Here is an 18,534-nt window from a genome sequence, read left to right as displayed (position 1 = left end):
TGCAAGTTCGATGAAATGAAACTGTCGCAAAAGCCTGTCAGAGGATAAGTTAAGCCGGTTAACCGGCTGGAGCATCGCAGCCAGGCACAACAGCCTGGGCGCCGCCCGAAAAAGCGGCGAAGCAACCAGACGTGGGAAGAGCAGGAACCATGAACGAACTGAAGCCGGTCCAGAGCGAGTTCATCAATGCGGAAGCGGCAAGCCCGGAAGGCAATCCGGATCGTTTCGTCAATCGCGAGTTCTCCTGGTTGCAGTTCAACCGCCGCGTGCTCGAGGAATCGCAGAACACAAACCATCCGCTGCTGGAGCGGGTGCGGTTTTTGTCGATCTCCGCCGCCAATCTCGATGAGTTCTTCATGGTGCGCGTCGCCGGTCTCGCCGGCCAGGTTCGCGAAGGAATCGTGTTGAGAAGCCCGGACGGGCGTACCCCCGAGCAGCAGCTCGAACAGCTGCTGCGCGAGGTCGAACGGTTGCAGGAAGACCAGCAGAAGAGCCTCTCGGCGCTGACCGTGCTGCTCAACAAGGAAGGCATCGAGAGCATCACCCGCGACGCGCTGACCAAGGACGAGAAGGCCTGGCTGGAGGAGCACTTCCAGGACCAGGTGTTTCCGGTTCTCACGCCATTGTCGATCGACCCGGCGCATCCGTTCCCGTTCATCCCCAATCTCGGCTTCTCGATGGCGCTGCAGCTTCGCCACCGCAAGAATGGCGAGGAGATGAGCGCGCTCTTGCGCCTGCCGGTGGCGCTGAAGCGTTTCATCCGCCTGCCGGACCGCAAGCAGCATGTCCGCTTCATCCCGCTGGAAGAGGCGGTCGGCCTCTACATCGGCAAGTTGTTCCCGGGTTACGAGGTCAAGGGCTCCGGCACGTTCCGCATCATTCGCGACAGCGATATCGAGGTCGAGGAGGAATCGGAAGATCTCGTGCGCCTGTTCGAGACCGCGCTGAAGCGTCGCCGCCGCGGCTCCGTCATTCGCATCGAGTTCGACATGCTCATGCCGGCCGAACTGCGCGAATTTGTCGCCGGCGAACTCGGCGTTTCGTCGAGCCGCATCAGCGTCCTGACCGGCCCGCTGGCGCTCAGCCAGATTTCCGAGATCGTCGCCGTTGCTCGCGACGACCTCAAATTCACGCCCTACAATCCGCGTTTCCCCGAGCGCATTCGCGAGCATGGCGGCGATTGCTTCGCCGCCATCCGCGAGAAGGACATCATCGTCCACCACCCGTACGAATCCTTCGACGTGGTGGTTCAGTTCCTGCGCCAGGCGATGGCCGACCCGGAAGTGGTGGCGATCAAGCAGACGCTTTACCGCACCTCCAATGACAGCCCGATCGTGCGCGCGCTGGTCGACGCCGCCGAGGCCGGCAAGTCGGTGACGGCCCTGGTCGAGCTCAAGGCCCGCTTCGACGAGGAGGCCAACATCCGCTGGGCGCGCGACCTCGAACGCGCCGGCGTCCAGGTCGTGTTCGGCTTCCTCGAGCTCAAGACCCACGCCAAGATGTCTCTGGTGGTGCGGCGCGAGGACGGCAAGCTGCGCAACTATGTGCATCTGGGCACCGGCAACTACCATCCGGTGACCGCGCGCATCTACACCGACCTGTCCTTCTTCACTACCGATGCCACGATCGCGCGCGATGTCGCCCAGCTTTTCAACTTCATCACCGGCTATGCCGAGCCGACCGCCGAAATGCGGCTGGCGATCTCGCCCTTCACCCTGAGGAACCGCATCCTGCAGCACATTTCCGATGAGGTCGCCCACGCGCTCGAGGGACGGCCGGCGCGCATCTGGATGAAGATGAACGCCCTTGTCGATCCGATCATCATCGACGCGCTCTACGACGCCAGCCGAGCGGGCGTCGAGATCGACCTCGTCGTGCGCGGCATATGCTGCCTGCGGCCGCAGGTGCCGGGCCTGTCGGAAAACATCAGGGTCAAGTCGATCGTCGGCCGTTTCCTCGAGCACAGCCGCATCTATTGCTTCGGCAATGGCCACGGCCTGCCGTCGGACGAGGCCGTCGTCTACATCTCCTCGGCCGACCTCATGCCGCGCAATCTTGACCGTCGCGTCGAGACCATGGTGCCGATCACCAACCCAACTGTGCATGAACAGGTGCTGGGCCAGATCATGCTCGGCAACATCATGGACAATCAGCAAAGTTTCGACGTATTGGCTGATGGAACTTCCCGGCGCGTCGTGCTCGAGGAGGGCGAGGAACCGTTCAACGCGCAGGAATATTTCATGACCAATCCGAGCCTGTCGGGACGGGGTGATGCGCTGAAATCGCATGCGCCGAAGCGGATCGCGCAATTCAAGCGCCGCAAGAAGAACGCCGCCGCCTGATGCTGCTGTCCGATTCCCAGGGCCGGCTGCAGGATCGCCGACCGCTGTCCATCATCGACATCGGCTCGAATTCGATCCGCCTTGTCGTCTATGAGGGGCTGGCGCGCTCGCCGACCATGCTGTTCAACGAAAAGATGCTGGCGGGCCTCGGCCGCGGCATCGTGTCGACGGGGAAGCTCGACCCCGAGGGCGTGACACGGTCGATGGAGGAGTTCCGCCGCTTCCGCGCGCTCTCCGACCAGGCCGGCGCCGAGCACATGTACGTGCTGGCGACCGCGGCTGCCCGCGAGGCCGTCAACGGCCCCGATTTCATCCACCGCGCCGAAGACGTGCTCAAGACCGAGATCCGCGTGATCAGCGGCCGCGAGGAAGCCTATTATTCCGCGCTCGGCGTCATCTGCGGCTTTCATCCGGCCAACGGTATTGCGGGTGACCTCGGCGGTGGCAGCCTTGAACTGGTCGACGTCAATGGCGAGGCGATCGGCGACGGCATAACGTTGCCGCTGGGCGGCCTGCGCCTCCAAGATATGGCCAAGAACTCCCTCACGCAGGCGGCGAAAATCGTGCGCGACGAGCTGGGGCGGGCGAAGCTGCTGAAAGGCGGGCAGGGCAGGCCTTTCTATGCCGTCGGCGGCACCTGGCGAAATCTCGCCCGGCTGCACATGGAGATGACCAACTATCCGCTTGGCGTCATGCACCACTACGAGATCGGCGTCGAAAGTGCAGCCAATTTCCTGCGGCAAGTGGCGAAAGGCGAGATCGAGAAGATCAAAGGCATCGAGGGCGTTTCGAAGAACCGCCGCTCGCTCCTGCCTTACGGTGCCATCGTGCTGCAGGAGATCATGGCGGCGATGCAGCCGTCGAAGATCATCGTCTCGGCGCTCGGCGTGCGCGAAGGCTTCCTCTATTCGCTGCTCGACCAGGCCGAGCAGAAGGCCGATCCGCTGATCTCGGCATCGGAAGAACTCGCCCGGCTGCGTTCGCGCTCGGTCACCCATGCGCATGAACTCGTCGACTGGACAGCCAAAACCTTTGCCGCTTTCGGCATCGACGAGACCGAGGACGAGGCGCGCTACCGCCACGCCGCGGCATTGCTGGCCGACATCGGTTGGCGCGCGCATCCCGAATATCGCGGCAAGCAATCGCTCAATATCATCGCCCACGCCTCCTTTTTCGGCGTCGACCACCCTGGCCGCGCCTACCTGGCGATGGCCAACGCTTATCGGCACGATGGCATCTTCAACGAAGCCATCGCGCCCGAGATCAAGGCGCTGGCGACACCGCGCTATCTGGAGAGGGCGCGGGTGCTGGCGGCATCGATGCGCGTTGTCTACCTGCTGACCGCCTCGATGCCCGGCGTCATGCCCAGGCTGAAATGGGAGCAGCGCGGCAATGGCGTGCTGGCGCTGGTCTTGCCGGCATCTCTGGCAGATCTCTACGGCGAGCGGCCCGCCGGGCGCCTGGCCCAGCTGGCGCGAATTACCGGCCGCCGCCTGGTACTGGCGGTCGAAGGCGGGCCGAGCGTTTCGGTGAAATAGGTACGGCCTACCAGAGCGTGAGTTATCTGATCCACGCCGATATTAGACCAACTCAATCGCGCCACTTGTTCAGCGGCTTCGCGTTTGAAGACCGGCTTTCCCTACTCCGTCTTGGCTTCGCCAAGCCACCTCTCGCCCCTCCGGAGTGAGAGGAAGGGCGCCAAGATTGGCGAACTCGCGCCCTTCTTCTCCCCCGTCGATCGCGGGAGAAGTGTCGAGCGCAGCACGACGGAGTGGGGGTCGACTTGGCTCGGGCGTTGACTTGGCTCGGGCGTCGAGAGTTCAACCCGGGGCATATGTCTGGTTCGTTCCGGGCCTGCCCTTGGATTTAGGCGATATCAAACCGCAGCCCGCCCGTCGACCGACCAGGCGCCGGCCCCGGCCATCGCCAGCGCCAGGAAACCGCCCGATATCGCGATGTCCTTCATCAGCATCTGCGAATGCAGCAAGGCGAGCATCGCGTCGTCGCCGCCTTGGCCGTAATGGCCGATGAAGCCGGCAACGATGCAGAAGGCGGCGAGCAACAGCGCAACGATCCTGGTTTGGAAACCGACCAGGATAAGCAATCCGGCGATCAGTTCGAACAAGCCGGTTCCCCAGGCGGCGAGCGTCGGCAACGGCAGGCCGAGGCCGGAGAAATAGCCCGCGGTGCCGGCAATGTCGCTCAAGGCATGAAAGCCGGACGGGACGAACAGGGCGGCCAGCAACAGCCGGGAAAGCAGAAGCAGCGCATTGCGGGGCATGCTGGTTACCCTCCATCGTCGGCAGTCCTTGGCTCCGCTCTAGCAGAATTGCCGCCTGGCGGAAAATTCCGACCGGTATATCCCGACAACGAAAAGGCGGCGCGGAAAATTCCGCGCCGCCTTTTGGTTCAGCTATTTGCCAGGGTGGCTTCAGCCGCGCTTGGCGTCGACCGAATAGGCGCCGGCGCCTGAGGAAGCCAGCACGAGGAAGCCACCGGCGATCGCCAGGTTCTTCATGAAGTTGATCATCTGCATCTGGTCGGCCCAGCCGGTGTGGGCGACCAGGGCCGTGGCGACGGTGAAGATCGCCAGCACCCAGGCGGCAATCCGGGTCTGGAAGCCGACTAGAATGGCCAGACCGCCGAGCAGTTCGACGAGGCCGACGACGATGGCCGTCACGGTCGGCAAGGGCAGGCCGAGGCCGCCGAAATAGGCCGCGGTGCCGGAAAGGGCGCTGAGCTTGCCGAAACCGGAAAGCAGGAAAATGACCGCGAGCAGGATACGGCCGAGCAGGATGGTGACAGAACTGTTGGACGCGGTGCCGGTGCCGGCGAAGGAAGTGTTGGTGGACATGGTGGCTCTCCGAATAGGGTTGATCACCCTTCAGATAGACCATGCTGACTGTTCACCAAAGCCGCCTGTCTGGCGACACATTGTTCACAGGACATACGTTTTCCGTGAACCGGTGAAAAACGGAAATTCGTGCCGGTTGACGCGGTGGCGGGAGGATATTCTCCGCCGAAAAGTGCCTTCACCCCGGATGGGTCATATCTTCGGGCCGCACGATCCGGTCGTAATCGGCTTCGCTGACCAGCCCGGTGGCAAGCGCTTCCTCGCGCAGCGTGGTGCCGTTCTTGTGCGCGGTCTTGGCGATCTTGGCGGCGTTGTCGTAGCCGATGGTGGGCGCAAGCGCCGTCACCAGCATCAGCGAGCGGTCGAGGGCCGCCTTGATGTTGTCTTCCCGCGCCTCGATGCCGACGACGCAATTGTCGGTGAAGGAGACCGAAGCGTCGGCGAGCAACTGCACCGACTGCAGGAAGTTGTAGGCCATCAGCGGATTATAGACGTTGAGCTCGAAATGGCCCTGGCTGCCGGCGAAGGTAAGCGCTGCATTGTTGCCGAACACCTGCACGCAGACCTGGGTCATCGCTTCGCACTGCGTCGGGTTGACCTTGCCCGGCATGATCGAGGAACCCGGCTCGTTTTCCGGCAACGACAACTCGCCAAGGCCGGAACGCGGCCCTGAACCGAGGAAGCGTATGTCGTTGGCGATCTTGAACAGCGCGGCGGCAGCGGCGTTGATGGCGCCATGTGAGAACACCATGGAATCATGTGCTGCCAACGCCTCGAACTTGTTCGGGGCGGTGACGAAGGCGATACCGGTGATGGCGGCGATGCGGTCGGCCACCCGCTCGGCGAAGCCGACGGGCGCGTTGAGGCCGGTGCCGACCGCGGTGCCGCCCTGCGCCAGTTCCTGCAAGCCGGGCAGCGTCAGCTCGATGCGCTTGATCGACGAAGCGACCTGCGCGGCGTAGCCCGAGAATTCCTGGCCCAGCGTAAGCGGGGTGGCGTCCTGCGTGTGAGTGCGGCCGATCTTGATGATATGGTTGAACTCTCTGCTCTTGGCGGCGAGCGCCTTGTGCAGGTGCTTCAGCGCCGGCAACAGGTCATGCACGATGCGCTCCGCGCAAGCGATGTGCATGGCGGTCGGATAGGTGTCGTTCGACGACTGGCTCATATTGACGTGGTCGTTCGGGTGCACCGGCTTCTTGGAGCCCATGACGCCGCCCAGCATCTCGATTGCCCGGTTGGAGATCACCTCGTTGGCGTTCATGTTGGACTGCGTACCCGAGCCGGTCTGCCAGACCACCAGCGGGAAATGGTCGTTGAGCTTGCCATCGATGACTTCTTGAGAGGCTTCCACGATCGCCTTGCCGATCGCCGGATCCAGCCGCTTCAGCTCCATATTGGCTTCCGCCGCCGCCCGCTTGACGATGCCGAGCGCGCGCACGACGGATGCCGGCTGCTTTTCCCAACCGATCTTGAAATTGCCGAGCGAACGCTGCGCCTGCGCGCCCCAATAGCGGTCGGCGGCGACCTCGATGGCACCGAACGTATCGGTTTCGGTTCTGGTCTTTGCAGCGCTCACGGCAAGTCTCCGGTCTGTCGATTTGGGCAACGGCGTATCGCGTTGCACAAAACGCATCAAGCGGAGATTGCGGGCGGTGAAGATGCAAATCGGTTGAAGACGGAGCCAATCTCTCCGCTCGCGGGGAGATCGGCTGTCCCGCTCACCCCGCCGTATATCCGCCATCCACCGCGAAAATCCCGCCGCTGGTCCATGCCGCCTCGTCGCTGGCGAGATAGATCGCGATGCCGGCGAGATCCTCGGGGCGGCCGATGCGGCCAAGCGGGTAGCTGCGCTCGACATAGGCCTCGAGCTCAACCTTTGCCTGCGACGGCAGATTGTCGACGGTCCTGCGCCGCATGGCGGTGTCGACGGTGCCGGGCGCTATGGCGTTGACCCTGATGCCGCGCGGGCCGAGTTCGAAGGCGAGTGACTTGGTCAGCGAATTCAGTGCGCCCTTCGACAGGGAATAGAGGCTAGACGGCCGGTTGGGGATCATCTTGTTGGCGAAGTAGGAGGAGATGTTGATCACCGATGCGCCGACCGGGAGATGCGGCAACAGCCCTTGCGTGAGGAAGAACGCCGTCGCCACATTGAGCGCGAAGGATTGCTGGAATTGGTCAATGCTGACAGTCTCGAACGGCACGAGATAGGCGACACCGGCATTGTTGACGAGGATGTCGAGCGGCCGGCCGGATTCTTTCACAAGCTCGACAACCGCCGCGACGCCGGGGCGGGTGGCGAGGTCGGCCGACAGCGTTTCGACGGCGCCGTTCGGATGGAAAGCCGTGAGTGTTTCGCGGGCCGCCTCGAGTTTTCCGATGTCGCGCCCGATGATCAGGACCTCGGCACCCTCGCGCAAGAAAGCGTCCGCTATGGCAAGGCCGATGCCGTCCGAACCGCCGGTCACCAGCGCGCGTTTGCCGGAAAGTCTCATTGAACGCTCCAAGCCTGTTTGGTGACGAGAGCACCGCATATCGGCGGTCGAGGTCAAGCCGGCTGCCTATCCCATGGTATGAACTTCGACGGTGGCCGGCGTCGGGGTCAACTGCCGGCGCTTGCATTCGCAGACTGGGCAGGGAGCCAGCGGGAATTTACGCCCGCCTCGATGCCGGGGAGATATAGCGGATCAGACGCCGCCTCCGCGCGGACTGGAGATCAGCAACAAAGCCGCGAGCGCGATGTCGCCGACAGGCGCAAGATTTCGGTCGGTCTGGCCAGGTCATGTCGGACGGCGTGCGAGAAGGCCTGCCATGCAGGTGAGGCGGCAAGCGCGGTTTCATGCAGGGCGTGCGTTTCTTCGCCATCAAAACCCATCACACTGATGAAAACATTCTCAGTCGCTCGCACCGGCAGGCGTGGAAAGCTGTTTTCCGCATGCTCCGTGACGAAAGCGGCGAGCAGCCGCGCACCGGGCGACGCCGTCATCGGCGCCGCTTCGGCCTCGAAGCGGCTGGCGAACGCGGCCTCTGCGCCCGGCCGCAAATGATAAATCCGAATCACGACCATGCCTGACAGCGGCGTGCTTCTGCCTGGCTTTTCGTCTACGGCCAAGCCCGCGCTCAATGCGCCGGAGAGATCGAAGCCAGCGCCGGGCCATGCAGGTTTGAGCAGCAGCACATCGTCGGAATCGATCATCGTGGCGTTGGCGGCATCACGGTGCGCTGCCCATACCGGACCGTCATAGAAGGCGCTCAGGGCACGTTTCCGCGCCTCCATGTCCTCGAAGCCGCGCAGCCAGACGAACATGTCGGGGCGATCGAGATCGCGGAACTGGCCGATGATGGTCATCCCGGCCCCTTCCTGGCCTTCGATCAGCTTGCCGTCGAAGAGGTCGATAAGGGTATCGCGCTTGCCGGGCTTCAGCGTGTACTGCCGCAGTTCGACGACCGAGGAGGCGAGCGCTGCGGTCTCCGATGGGGCACTCAGGGGCAGGCTCATAAGCTCGTCTCCAAAAACAGGGTGATCATCCTGTTTGTAAAACAGACCGGTTGTCCTGTTTTGTCAATGTGCTAGCTTCTTTTTCTTCCCTCCTGGAAGGAGAAGGTGGAGATTCGCGATGGCAGGCCATGCCCAGAAGCGCACCAATGATCCCGAAGGCATGCGCAACAGAGTGCTCGATGCCGCGCAAGAGTCCTTTCAGGTACGCGGCTATCACGCCTCCAGTCTCGGCGATCTGATGGCGGCGGCGGGTGTCAGCGGCGGCGCATTGCATCATCATTTCCCGACCAAGAAGGCGTTGGCGCTGGCGGTGATCGAAGAGCGTGTGGCCGCGGCGGTCGAAGAGACATGGATGGCGCCTTTGCGGGCGGCGGCTTCGGCGCGCGAAGGCGTGCGTGCAGCCTTCGAAGCCGTGGCGGCGGAACTTGAGCGGCAAGGCTTCGTGCGCGGCTGCCCGCTCAACAACCTTGCGCATGAACTGTCGCTCGCCGATGCCGAATTGCGCGCCGCCCTTGCCGGCATTTTTGCCAGCTGGCGCCAGGCGATCGCCGACAAGGTCCGGGCCGATCAGCAGGCGGGCAGGGAGCAGGACACCGACCCGCAGCGTTTCGCCGCCCTGGCCGTCGCGGCCTATTCCGGCGCGATGTCGATGGCCAAGACGGCGCAGGATGCCGGCATGTTGCGCGATTGCCTGGCGGGGCTGGAGCAGAATGTCGCCCAAGCTTCGCCCATGGCCGCAACGAGGCGGCGTCGCAGGATATTGCTGCCACCGGGAAACCTTTGATGCCGAGGACGGGAACGATCCTACAACTCAGTTCGGTTCTGGGGGAGGGCAGCCGTGGGCCGGGCGCTGAACTTTACTGCTGACCGGTGTCCGTGCTGAACTTCCACCCATGATGAAGCGCTTCTCACCAAAATCGGTATCACGACGCCGTTTTCTGGCGCGGGCCGCCGGTCTTGCCACGGCCCTTGCGCTTCCACGCCCGGCGCTCGGCCAGACCGGGCAGCGCATTCAGCCTGTCGACGCCACCTTCCTGTTCATCGCCGATGTCCATGCCTGCCGCATGGCCAGCGGCTTGAGCCCCAATTGCCAGCAGGAAGGCAAGACCGACGCCGCCTTGCTGCGCAATGTGGCGGCTCTGAACGGCATTGGCGACAAGACATGGCCCGTCGAGATCGGCGGCGTCCCGACGGGCCTGCGCTCCGCCGGCAGCCGAATCGGCACGCCGCTCGGCCTCGTCATCGGCGGCGACATGACCGACGATGGCGGTGGTCAGATCACCCAGCCGAGCGAAGGCACGCAATTGCTGCAATTCAGCCAGCGTTACCAGCAAGGCATGGGGCCTGACCGCGTGCATGTTCCAGTCTATGTCGGGCTCGGCAATCATGACCTCGACCAGAACGGCCCGCGGCATCACGTCGACTGGTACCGGCGCGAAATGCGCGACTATGTCGAAGTCAATCACCGTGCCGGCGTGTTCTTCAAGCCACCGGTACCTGCCACCGACTACGATGTAGAGACCGACTGCTATGCGTGGGACTGGGGCGGGCTGCATCTTGTCCAGACCCACCGTTTCGCCGGCGACACCGGCCATGGCGCGGACAGCAGCCTGCCCTGGCTGAAGCAGGATCTGGCGACCTATGCGGCGGACGGCCGCCCGGTCATCCTGTTTCAGCATTATGGCTGGGATAGTTTTTCGACCGAGCGATGGGATCCCGCTAAAAAGGCGTTCGACGACGACGGCAAGGGGCCGCCGCATTGGTGGAGCGATGCGGACCGTCAGGCACTGCTTGCGGCTCTGAAGGGCTATAACGTGATTGCCGTCTTCCATGGCCATCAGCACGAGGTGCCGATGATCTATCAGCGCGACGGCCTTGATCTCTTCAAACCAAAGGCGGCCTATATGGGCGGGTTCGCACTGGCGCGGGTCACCAATGATGGCATGGATGTCGTGCTGGGCGAAGCCAGCGACGATCACGGCGAGGTCACATTCACCAACGCCTTCAGCAAACCGTTCGAGACATGAAAGCCCGCAGCGGTCTTTTCATCCCGGACGCTGACTGACGTCGACCTGGCAGTACGCTCGGGCCTCGGCCTCCGCTACGAGATGCCGCCGATGATGACCGCCGCGATGTAAGGGCCGAAAGAAAACGCCCCTCGCACCTTTTATCGTGCGGGGGGCGTCTTTGCCGTTAGCTTTTCCTTCGATTGCTCTCGTGAATTGCTGACGACAACCATGAAACGTGCTTCGACCGAAATGGCTCCCTGGGCGTCCAGATTTTTTTAGGGCCGCTTTGTTCAATGCCCGATTGGCGTGAACCGTCGCGGCGGGTGAGCCAAGAATTTGACATGGCCGTTTAAATAGCTTACAAGACCTTTGTCGATATTTGTTGACCGACTTTTGTTATCCGCGTTTTGCAGCGCGCCTTTGACGAACTTCCCACACAAAAAATCGAGATAAACGACGTTATGCATCCGCATGGCGGCGAACGAGTATTTGCCATGGAAAGGGTTCGTCATGAGCACCGGCACAGTTAAATGGTTCAACGCCACCAAGGGTTTTGGTTTTATTCAGCCTGACGACGGCTCTGCCGACGTTTTCGTCCACATCTCGGCCGTAGAGCGCGCCGGCATGCGTGACATCGTCGAGGGCCAGAAGCTCGGCTACGAGATGGTCCGCGACAACAAGTCCGGCAAGATGTCGGCCGACCAGTTGAAGGCGGCCTGAAAAAGAATTCAGCCTTCCCGGTGACCACGGATGTACTGGCACCGGTGAATGGCGAATTCGGGCGCATGGCGGCGGAAACCTGAGTTTTCGCACCGTGCGCACCGGAGCGTCCTGTGCATCCACTGGATGCGCGACGCTCTCATGGAAGGTCAGGCGGTGCCTGGCCTTTTTTCACTTTGTGGGTCTCGCCGCCGAAAATGCGCTGCGCGTCGGCCTGAACGTGCTAAGGGACGCTCCAGCAAGTTGAATCCGCCGCCCCAATGCTTTTGCGCGTGGGTCCTGACTGAAGACCGGTCTTGCCCTATTGGCATAAGACTCCTGACAGGAGAAAGATTTTGACCGCCAACTCGAAGACAGCTGCTGATCAGGCAGCGCCCTTGTTCAGCAAGACGCAAACCCAGTCGATGTCGCTCAACCGCATCATTTCCGAACGCGATGCCGTCACCGAGGCGCGTGAAGCCAAGACCGCGCGCTTGCGCGAACTGCGCCTGGAAAAAGAGGCTGATGAAATGGCTGCGGCGGCCGCACTGGCGGCGTTGCCGAAACGGGCCGGAAGACGCTGATGGCGACGAAGCGTGTGCCGGCGACACCCATCGCCGCTGATGCGACCATCGCCGACATGGTCGAAACATTGGACAAGCCAGTCGAATATGTCCGCCGTGTGCTGGAAAAACTCGAACGCTGCAAGCGCGCCCATGGCGATGCACAGGTGCGCGTCGGCGTGCGCGGCCGTGCCGAGTGCCCGAACTATTTGATCGAATATGTCCGCCAAGACGCCAAGACCCGTGAGCCGGTGACCCATCAGGACGCCGCCTACAGCGGCAGCACGCATCGCGAACTGGCGCCGCATCACATCGCGGAGGCGAGGAACTGGTCGCCTGAGGAAATGAACATAACGGCGGTTTCGGCTCTGATTGGCCGTTTGCGCAATCCGCGCGCACCGTCATCGCGCTTCGCCGACGAGGACTGAGATGGCCATAAAATTCTCCGCCAAGGACCACCCGGCGGCACCGGCCGCTGCAAAGCCGGTCAAGCCGGGTGCCGCGCCGAAGGCCGACGCAGCTGTCGAGGCCGCGACCGATCTATTCAAGTCGCCGGCCTCGGCGCCGTCGCGCAAGGCAGGCAAGAAGAAATAGCGCCTTGCCGCAAGACGCCGACCGCAATCTGCTGTGCAGGGACCGTTCTCGTCGGTGACCGCGGCAAGCCTTTCATCGCCCCAACGAGGCACCGTCCCGGCATTCGATTGCCAGAGCTGCGGCGCCTGTTGTTCCTACTCGGCCGAGTGGCCGCGCTTTTCCACCGAGGATGACGCGCAGCTCGACCGTATCCCGGACAAGTATGTCGCGGCCGATCTGTCGGGTATGCGCTGCGAGGGCGCGCGCTGTTCGGCCCTCTGTGGGGAAGTCGGCAACGCAACCGCTTGCGGCATCTACCAGCTTCGCCCGGATGTCTGCCGCGCCTGCATGCCCGGCGACGAGGATTGCCTGATGGCGCGTCGGGCGCACGGGCTGCCTGTCCTCTGATCTGACTGCGCCGCGGCTTGTGCGAGGGGATTTCGCTGCTACGCTGCTGCGGGCAGCACAGCGGAGGACCAAATCGTGAGCATCGAATTCTTGTTGACGTCGCTGATCGTGGTGGCTTCGCCCGGCACCGGCGTCCTCTACACGCTGAGCGCCGGACTTTCCCGCGGCGCCCGCGCCTCAATCGTCGCCGCTTTCGGCTGCACGCTCGGCATCATCCCGCATATGGCTGCCGCCATCACCGGCCTCGCCGCGCTCCTGCACACCAGCGCGGTCGCCTTCGAGACGCTGAAATATCTGGGCGTCGCCTACCTCCTTTACATGGCCTGGAACACGCTGAAGGAGAGGGGTGGTCTGAGCGTCGAGGACAATGTCGCGCCGCGCTCCACCGGCAAGGTGATTGCGAGAGGCATCCTCGTCAATGTGCTCAACCCGAAGCTGTCGATCTTCTTCTTTGCCTTCCTGCCGCAGTTCGTCAGCACGACCGAGCCGCACGCGCTGTCGAAGATGCTGGAACTGAGCAGCGTCTTCATGCTTTTGACCTTCGTCATCTTCGTCGGCTATGGCGTCTTCGCCGCCTCGATCCGCAGCCATGTCGCGTCGCGGCCGAGGGTACTGACCTGGATGCGCCGCACCTTCGCCGGCGCTTTCGTCATGCTCGGCGCCAAGCTTGCGCTGGCGGACAGGTAGAATTCGTTCGCCTCACCTTGTCACGAAATCGATGCTAAGCAATGAGAAGGCGAGCCTTGGCTCGCCTTCTTTTGTTCTTCCACTCCGGACTAGCCGGCAATCATTTGTTCGCGCCGCCGAGCGCCTTCAATTTTTCGCAGAACGGGGCATACGGCTTGCTCATCGCCGCATCCTGACAGTCCTTCATCATCATGGCCTGGTCGTCCTTGGACATTTTTGCCCAGGCGGCCTTCATCTCGGCGTCGGATTTCATCGTCTTCATGCTCGCATCGGTGAAGAACGGTTCCATCATCTTGGGCGAGTCGAGCGCCCCGGCAAGTGCCGTGCCGCTGAGAACGGTCAACGCGAGTGCTCCAAAGCAGGCGGTTCTGATGTTCATGACATTAGTCCTCCCTATGGTCTTTCTCGATCGTCGAATGGCGGTCGGACTCAATTCCTAGCACGAACCGATGTGTATTAGGAGTAACTCATATGGTGAAGTCGGCCTATCCCTTGACGTAACCCATCGCCTCGACGATCCGCCCCCCCTCGACGCGCATCAGATTGACGCCGCGCAGCGAATTGCCGCCCGCCATCCAGTAGCGCCAGCGGATCGTCGCCCGCTCGCCGGCGACGAAGGTCTCCTCGATGTCGAAGCGCGTGCCGGGCTGGGTCGCGATCGCCGCCCATAGCCCGACACAGGCCGCCTTGCCGGCATGGCGCGCACCGTCCGGTGCCGGCACGGTGTTTTCAATCACGCAGTCCTCGCCCACCAGCTCGGCCAGCGCCGACGGATCGTGCAACTGGAACACGTCGTTGAAGCGCCGCATGATCTCGGCTGTCCGCCGCGAGTCTGGATGGCTGTCCATGATGCTGTCCTGTCTCATCTCGTGCTTCTCCTGATTCATTGTTGCGCGACGGTACCCACGAGGGTCGCCTTGAGGTTGATCTGGGCCACGCCGGCCAGCGCGCGCGAGACGAGACAACTCGCCTTGGCGGACTGGGCAAGGCGCTCGAACTGGTCTTCGGCGAGCCCCGCGACCTCCACCGCCGTTTCAAGGTCGATGCGGGTGATGGTCGGCCCGGCCGCCGTCGCTCCGAGGTGCACCCTGACGATGGTGCGGATGTCCCGGGGCACATGACCTCCCTGGCCGAGGATGAAGGTCAGTGCCATCGAGAAGCAGCCGGCATGCGCGGCCGCGATCAGTTCTTCCGGGTTGGTGCCGGGGCCGTTCTCGAAACGCGACGGAAAGGAATAGGCGCCCTCGAACACACCGCTGCCGAGCCGCAGCCGGCCTGAACCTTCCCTCAGCGTGCCTTGCCACTCGGCCGAAGCTTCACGAATTGTCATTGCTGTTCTTCCTTCAGGTTCGATCGATGTTGAAAGATCAGGCTCCGTCGATGACGACCTTCCCGAACACGTCGCCTTGCTGGAAATAGCGGTAGGCGTCGCGGGCCTCGGCGAAGGGGAAGACCTTGTCGATGACCGGCCTCAACCGGTGCGCCGAGATGGCGTTGAGCATCGTTTCCAGGTTCGCGCGGCTGCCAACGAACAGGCGGCTGATGGTGGCGAGGCTGCGCTGATAGATGGCGCCCGGGATCTGCACCGTTGCACCCTTCGCGTCCTGAATGGTGAGCAGCACGATGCGCCCGTAAAGCGCGCTGGCGATCATCGACTGCGCGAAGGTCGGCGGGCCGCCGGTTTCGATGGCAAGGTCGACACCGCCGGTCTCGCCACGCACCATCGCCCCCCATTCCGGCATGTCGGTCGAGGAGACGACGAGGTCGGCCCCCATCGCCCGTAGCCTGCCGGCCTTCTCGGCGCGAGAGGTGACGGCGACGACGCGGCAGCCGAGCAGCTTGGCGAATTGCAACGCGAACAGCGAGACGCCGCCCGAGCCGATGACCAGAACCCATTGGCCGGGCTTGGGAATCTCCGCCCCGGTCAATGCGTTCCAGGCTGTCAGGCCGGCGCAGCTCAGCGTTGCCGCCTCGCGCCAGTCGAGATGCTCGGGAAGTCGCACCGCCCATTGTTCGTCAAGTACGGCGTATTCGCCGAGCATGCCATCCAGCGTGCAGCCCAACTGGTCGATCAGTCCGGCATTGATGCGGCCATCAATCCAGCGGGCGAAATAGCTGCCGGTGACGCGGTCGCCGACCGCAAAGCGTGTGACATCATCGCCGATGGCGACGACCTCGCCGGCGCCGTCGCTGAGCGGAACGATCCCGCGGCGTGGCGTCAAGGGGTAGGTGCCATTGAGGATCATCGTGTCGCGTCGGTTGAGCGAGGTGGCGCGCACCCGCACCACGATCTCCTGAGGCCTTGGCTCCGGCCGTACCCCTTCCCGCATCACCAGACATTCGGTTCCGCCCAAACCTTCAAGACGATAGCTGCGCATTCCGGTTCTCGATTATATAGACTGATCTACATAATATATAGACCGATTGTCATATTCCTGACAAGGCTTATAATGATTCCTCCTGACAGGGGTTGACATGGCGAACGATACGAGAGCCCGCATACTCGAAACGACCGGATTGCTGCTCAGGCGGCGCGGCTATCACGGTACTTCGCTCAATGACATACTGAGCGCCAGCGGCGCCCCGCGCGGCTCGCTCTATTTTCACTTTCCCGGTGGCAAGGATCAACTGGTCGTCGAAGTGACGCGCGCCAGCGTGGCCGAGGTGACTGAGAGGCTTGGCGCCGAGCTGGCGGCGGAAAGCGACCCGGCGGTTGCCGTCCACCACATTTACCAGTCGGTCGCTCGCATGCTGGAGGACAACGAATTCTCGCTCGGCTGCCCGATCGCGCCCGTCGTGCTGGACTCGCCGACCGATGTCCCGGAGCTGGCGGAACTGTGCCGCTCGGCCTTCGAGCAATGGATCGGCCTGCTGCGGGACGCCTTCGTCAGGGCAGGGGTGCCGGAGCGCCGCGCGCACGCTCTGGCGCTTCTGGTCGAATCCTCGCTGGAGGGGCTGATGGTGATCGCCCGCGCCACCCGCGATCGTGCGCCGCTGCTGGCGGTGGCCGACGAGGTTGCGGCGCTGATCGAAACCGCGGTGCTGGCCGGTGAAGCGCGCCCACGCGCGGACATTATCTGAGGCTCAATGTCTCGGTAAGCGATGGTCGAGCCTTTCGGCTCCTGCATCATCTCGAAAAGAAAAGGGCGACCTGTCGGCCGCCCTTTCCGTAAGTCCTGCGATGTGGGCTGGATTAGAAATCCATGCCGCCCATGCCACCCATGCCGCCGCCGGGCATACCGCCAGGCATGCCACCAGCCGACTCTTTCTTCGGAGCCTCGGCGATCATGGCCTCGGTGGTGACCAGCAGGCCGGCGACCGAAGCCGCGTCCTGGAGAGCCGTGCGCACGACCTTGACCGGGTCGACGATGCCCATGGCGATCATGTCGCCATAGTCGCCGGTCTGGGCATTGTAGCCGAAGGTCGCGCCCTTGTTCTCAAGGATCTTGCCAGCAACGATCGATGCTTCCGCACCGGCGTTGGCAGCGATCTGACGGGCCGGAGCCTGCAGTGCGCGGCGAACGATGTTGATGCCGGCCGCCTGGTCGGAGTTGACGCCGGTGGCCTTGAGGTTGCCCGAAGCGCGCAGCAGGGCCACGCCACCGCCGGCAACGATGCCTTCTTCCACGGCCGCGCGGGTCGCGTTGAGGGCGTCATCGACGCGGTCCTTCTTTTCCTTCACTTCCACTTCGGTCGCACCGCCGACGCGGATCACGGCAACACCGCCGGCAAGCTTGGCCAGACGTTCCTGCAGCTTCTCCTTGTCGTAGTCCGAGGTGGTCTCCTCGATCTGCTGCTTGATCTGGGCAACGCGGCCCTGGATCTCTGCCTTCTTGCCGGCGCCGTCGACGATGGTGGTGTTCTCCTTCGAGATCGACACCTTCTTGGCGCGGCCGAGCATGTTGAGGCCGACATTCTCGAGCTTGATGCCGAGGTCTTCGGAGATGACCTGGCCACCGGTCAGGATGGCGATGTCTTCCAGCATGGCCTTGCGACGGTCACCGAAGCCCGGAGCCTTGACGGCGGCGATCTTCAGGCCACCGCGCAGCTTGTTGACGACCAGCGTGGCCAGGGCCTCGCCTTCGACGTCTTCCGAGATGATGAGCAGCGGCTTGGAGGTCTGCACGACCGCTTCCAGGACCGGCAGCATCGCCTGCAGGTTGGAGAGCTTCTTCTCGTGGAGCAGGATGTAGGCGTCCTCGAGATCGGCAACCATCTTGTCGGGGTTGGTGACGAAGTAGGGCGAGAGATAGCCGCGATCGAACTGCATGCCTTCGACGACCTCGAGTTCGGTCTCGGCGGTCTTGGCTTCCTCGACGGTGATGACGCCTTCGTTGCCGACCTTCTGCATCGCTTCCGCGATCATCTTGCCGACCGACTCGTCGCCATTGGCCGAGATCGTGCCGACCTGGGCGACTTCCTCGGAGGTCTTGATCTTCTTGGCGGCCTTGCCGAGAGCTGCGACCACTTCGGTCACGGCCAGGTCGATGCCGCGCTTCAGGTCCATCGGGTTCATGCCGGCGGCAACCGCCTTGTGGCCTTCCTGGACGATCGACTGCGCCAGAACGGTCGCGGTCGTGGTGCCGTCGCCGGCGATGTCGTTGGTCTTCGAAGCGACTTCGCGGACCATCTGCGCGCCCATGTTCTCGAACTTGTCCTCAAGCTCGATTTCCTTGGCGACGGTGACGCCGTCCTTGGTGATGCGCGGTGCGCCGAACGACTTGTCGATGACGACGTTGCGGCCCTTGGGGCCGAGCGTGACCTTCACCGCGTCGGCGAGGATGTTGACGCCGCGCAGCATGCGCTCACGGGCGTCGCGGGAGAATTTTACGTCTTTGGCAGCCATGTTCAACTCCTGGCAGGGGCTCGGATCGAGCCCGAAGATTTAAGATTCAGTTGATGG

21 protein-coding genes are annotated in these 18,534 nt (G+C 63.2%); 11 read left to right on the top strand and 10 right to left on the bottom strand.

Features of this window, described 5'->3' with window-relative positions:
• The first annotated feature begins 149 nt into the window (after positions 1-149).
• Both LB533_RS09925 and ppx read left to right on the top strand, forming a co-directional pair.
• Positions 150-2,342, top strand: coding sequence for an RNA degradosome polyphosphate kinase (locus LB533_RS09925; protein ID WP_140637681.1), 2,193 nt, complete (start codon positions 150-152; stop codon positions 2,340-2,342).
• A 2-nt stretch (positions 2,343-2,344) separates the two neighbouring features.
• A complete protein-coding gene (gene ppx / locus LB533_RS09920) occupies positions 2,345-3,880 on the top strand; it encodes an exopolyphosphatase (RefSeq protein ID WP_140515513.1) in 1,536 nt (511 codons plus the stop codon).
• Between the two features lie 338 nt (positions 3,881-4,218).
• Here the strand turns inward: ppx and LB533_RS09915 are convergent, their stop codons facing one another.
• The 5 genes from LB533_RS09915 to LB533_RS09895 all read right to left on the bottom strand — a co-directional run bounded on the left by LB533_RS09915 (position 4,219) and on the right by LB533_RS09895 (position 8,692).
• Positions 4,219-4,623 carry a DoxX family protein gene (locus LB533_RS09915; RefSeq protein WP_140637682.1) on the bottom strand — a complete coding sequence of 135 codons (405 nt, stop codon included), beginning with the start codon at positions 4,621-4,623 and terminating at the stop codon, positions 4,219-4,221.
• A 150-nt stretch (positions 4,624-4,773) separates the two neighbouring features.
• Complete coding sequence (locus LB533_RS09910) at positions 4,774-5,196, bottom strand: DoxX family protein (RefSeq protein ID WP_140637683.1); 423 nt, start codon at positions 5,194-5,196, stop codon at positions 4,774-4,776.
• A gap of 178 nt (positions 5,197-5,374) precedes the next feature.
• On the bottom strand, positions 5,375-6,772 hold the full coding sequence (gene fumC, locus LB533_RS09905) for a class II fumarate hydratase (RefSeq protein WP_140549217.1): 1,398 nt from the start codon (positions 6,770-6,772) through the stop codon (positions 5,375-5,377).
• A 142-nt stretch (positions 6,773-6,914) separates the two neighbouring features.
• Positions 6,915-7,688: an SDR family NAD(P)-dependent oxidoreductase gene (locus LB533_RS09900; RefSeq protein ID WP_224677091.1), complete on the bottom strand. Its 774-nt coding sequence runs from the start codon at positions 7,686-7,688 to the stop codon at positions 6,915-6,917.
• Positions 7,689-7,909: 221 nt separating this feature from the next.
• Positions 7,910-8,692, bottom strand: a complete 783-nt coding sequence (locus LB533_RS09895) for an NIPSNAP family protein (protein WP_224677090.1) — start codon at positions 8,690-8,692, stop codon at positions 7,910-7,912.
• Between the two features lie 118 nt (positions 8,693-8,810).
• On the opposite strand from LB533_RS09895, the gene LB533_RS09890 reads away from it, so the two are divergent.
• The 8 genes from LB533_RS09890 (at position 8,811) to LB533_RS09855 (ending at position 13,631) form a co-directional block, all read left to right on the top strand.
• Positions 8,811-9,476, top strand: a complete 666-nt coding sequence (locus tag LB533_RS09890) for a TetR/AcrR family transcriptional regulator (RefSeq protein ID WP_224677089.1) — start codon at positions 8,811-8,813, stop codon at positions 9,474-9,476.
• Between the two features lie 109 nt (positions 9,477-9,585).
• The gene (locus LB533_RS09885) at positions 9,586-10,719 is read left to right on the top strand and encodes a metallophosphoesterase (RefSeq protein ID WP_224677088.1); all 1,134 of its coding nucleotides are present in this window, start codon (positions 9,586-9,588) and stop codon (positions 10,717-10,719) included.
• A gap of 492 nt (positions 10,720-11,211) precedes the next feature.
• Positions 11,212-11,421: a cold-shock protein gene (locus LB533_RS09880; RefSeq protein WP_010915421.1), complete on the top strand. Its 210-nt coding sequence runs from the start codon at positions 11,212-11,214 to the stop codon at positions 11,419-11,421.
• Positions 11,422-11,756: 335 nt separating this feature from the next.
• Complete coding sequence (locus LB533_RS09875; protein WP_140637688.1) at positions 11,757-11,984, top strand: hypothetical protein; 228 nt, start codon at positions 11,757-11,759, stop codon at positions 11,982-11,984.
• Entirely contained in the window at positions 11,984-12,391 is a 408-nt protein-coding gene (locus LB533_RS09870; protein ID WP_140637689.1) for a hypothetical protein, read from the top strand. The genes LB533_RS09875 and LB533_RS09870 overlap by 1 nt, the downstream gene beginning before the upstream one ends.
• A gap of 1 nt (position 12,392) precedes the next feature.
• Complete coding sequence (locus LB533_RS09865) at positions 12,393-12,557, top strand: hypothetical protein (RefSeq protein ID WP_224677087.1); 165 nt, start codon at positions 12,393-12,395, stop codon at positions 12,555-12,557.
• A 54-nt stretch (positions 12,558-12,611) separates the two neighbouring features.
• Positions 12,612-12,944 (top strand): YkgJ family cysteine cluster protein, encoded by a 333-nt coding sequence (locus tag LB533_RS09860; RefSeq protein WP_224677086.1) that lies wholly within the window; start codon positions 12,612-12,614, stop codon positions 12,942-12,944.
• Between the two features lie 75 nt (positions 12,945-13,019).
• A complete protein-coding gene (locus LB533_RS09855; RefSeq protein WP_224677085.1) occupies positions 13,020-13,631 on the top strand; it encodes a LysE family translocator in 612 nt (203 codons plus the stop codon).
• Between the two features lie 100 nt (positions 13,632-13,731).
• Here LB533_RS09855 and LB533_RS09850 read toward each other — a convergent pair whose 3' ends face one another.
• From LB533_RS09850 to LB533_RS09835, 4 genes are all read right to left on the bottom strand, one after another.
• The gene (locus LB533_RS09850) at positions 13,732-14,010 is read right to left on the bottom strand and encodes a hypothetical protein (protein ID WP_140637692.1); all 279 of its coding nucleotides are present in this window, start codon (positions 14,008-14,010) and stop codon (positions 13,732-13,734) included.
• Positions 14,011-14,116: 106 nt separating this feature from the next.
• A complete protein-coding gene (locus LB533_RS09845) occupies positions 14,117-14,497 on the bottom strand; it encodes a nuclear transport factor 2 family protein (RefSeq protein ID WP_140637693.1) in 381 nt (126 codons plus the stop codon).
• Between the two features lie 17 nt (positions 14,498-14,514).
• On the bottom strand, positions 14,515-14,961 hold the full coding sequence (locus LB533_RS09840; protein ID WP_224556800.1) for an OsmC family protein: 447 nt from the start codon (positions 14,959-14,961) through the stop codon (positions 14,515-14,517).
• 37 nt (positions 14,962-14,998) lie between these two features.
• Positions 14,999-16,009 (bottom strand): zinc-dependent alcohol dehydrogenase family protein, encoded by a 1,011-nt coding sequence (locus tag LB533_RS09835; protein ID WP_140637695.1) that lies wholly within the window; start codon positions 16,007-16,009, stop codon positions 14,999-15,001.
• Between the two features lie 97 nt (positions 16,010-16,106).
• On the opposite strand from LB533_RS09835, the gene LB533_RS09830 reads away from it, so the two are divergent.
• Complete coding sequence (locus LB533_RS09830; RefSeq protein WP_140637696.1) at positions 16,107-16,712, top strand: TetR/AcrR family transcriptional regulator; 606 nt, start codon at positions 16,107-16,109, stop codon at positions 16,710-16,712.
• A 112-nt stretch (positions 16,713-16,824) separates the two neighbouring features.
• Here the strand turns inward: LB533_RS09830 and groL are convergent, their stop codons facing one another.
• Entirely contained in the window at positions 16,825-18,477 is a 1,653-nt protein-coding gene (gene groL, locus LB533_RS09825) for a chaperonin GroEL (protein WP_140637697.1), read from the bottom strand.
• Positions 18,478-18,534: the final 57 nt, after the last annotated feature.

This window comes from Mesorhizobium sp. BR1-1-13, assembly GCF_020165515.1.
Classification (GTDB): Bacteria; Pseudomonadota; Alphaproteobacteria; order Rhizobiales; family Rhizobiaceae; genus Mesorhizobium.
This window is presented reverse-complemented; position numbering and strand designations above follow the sequence as displayed.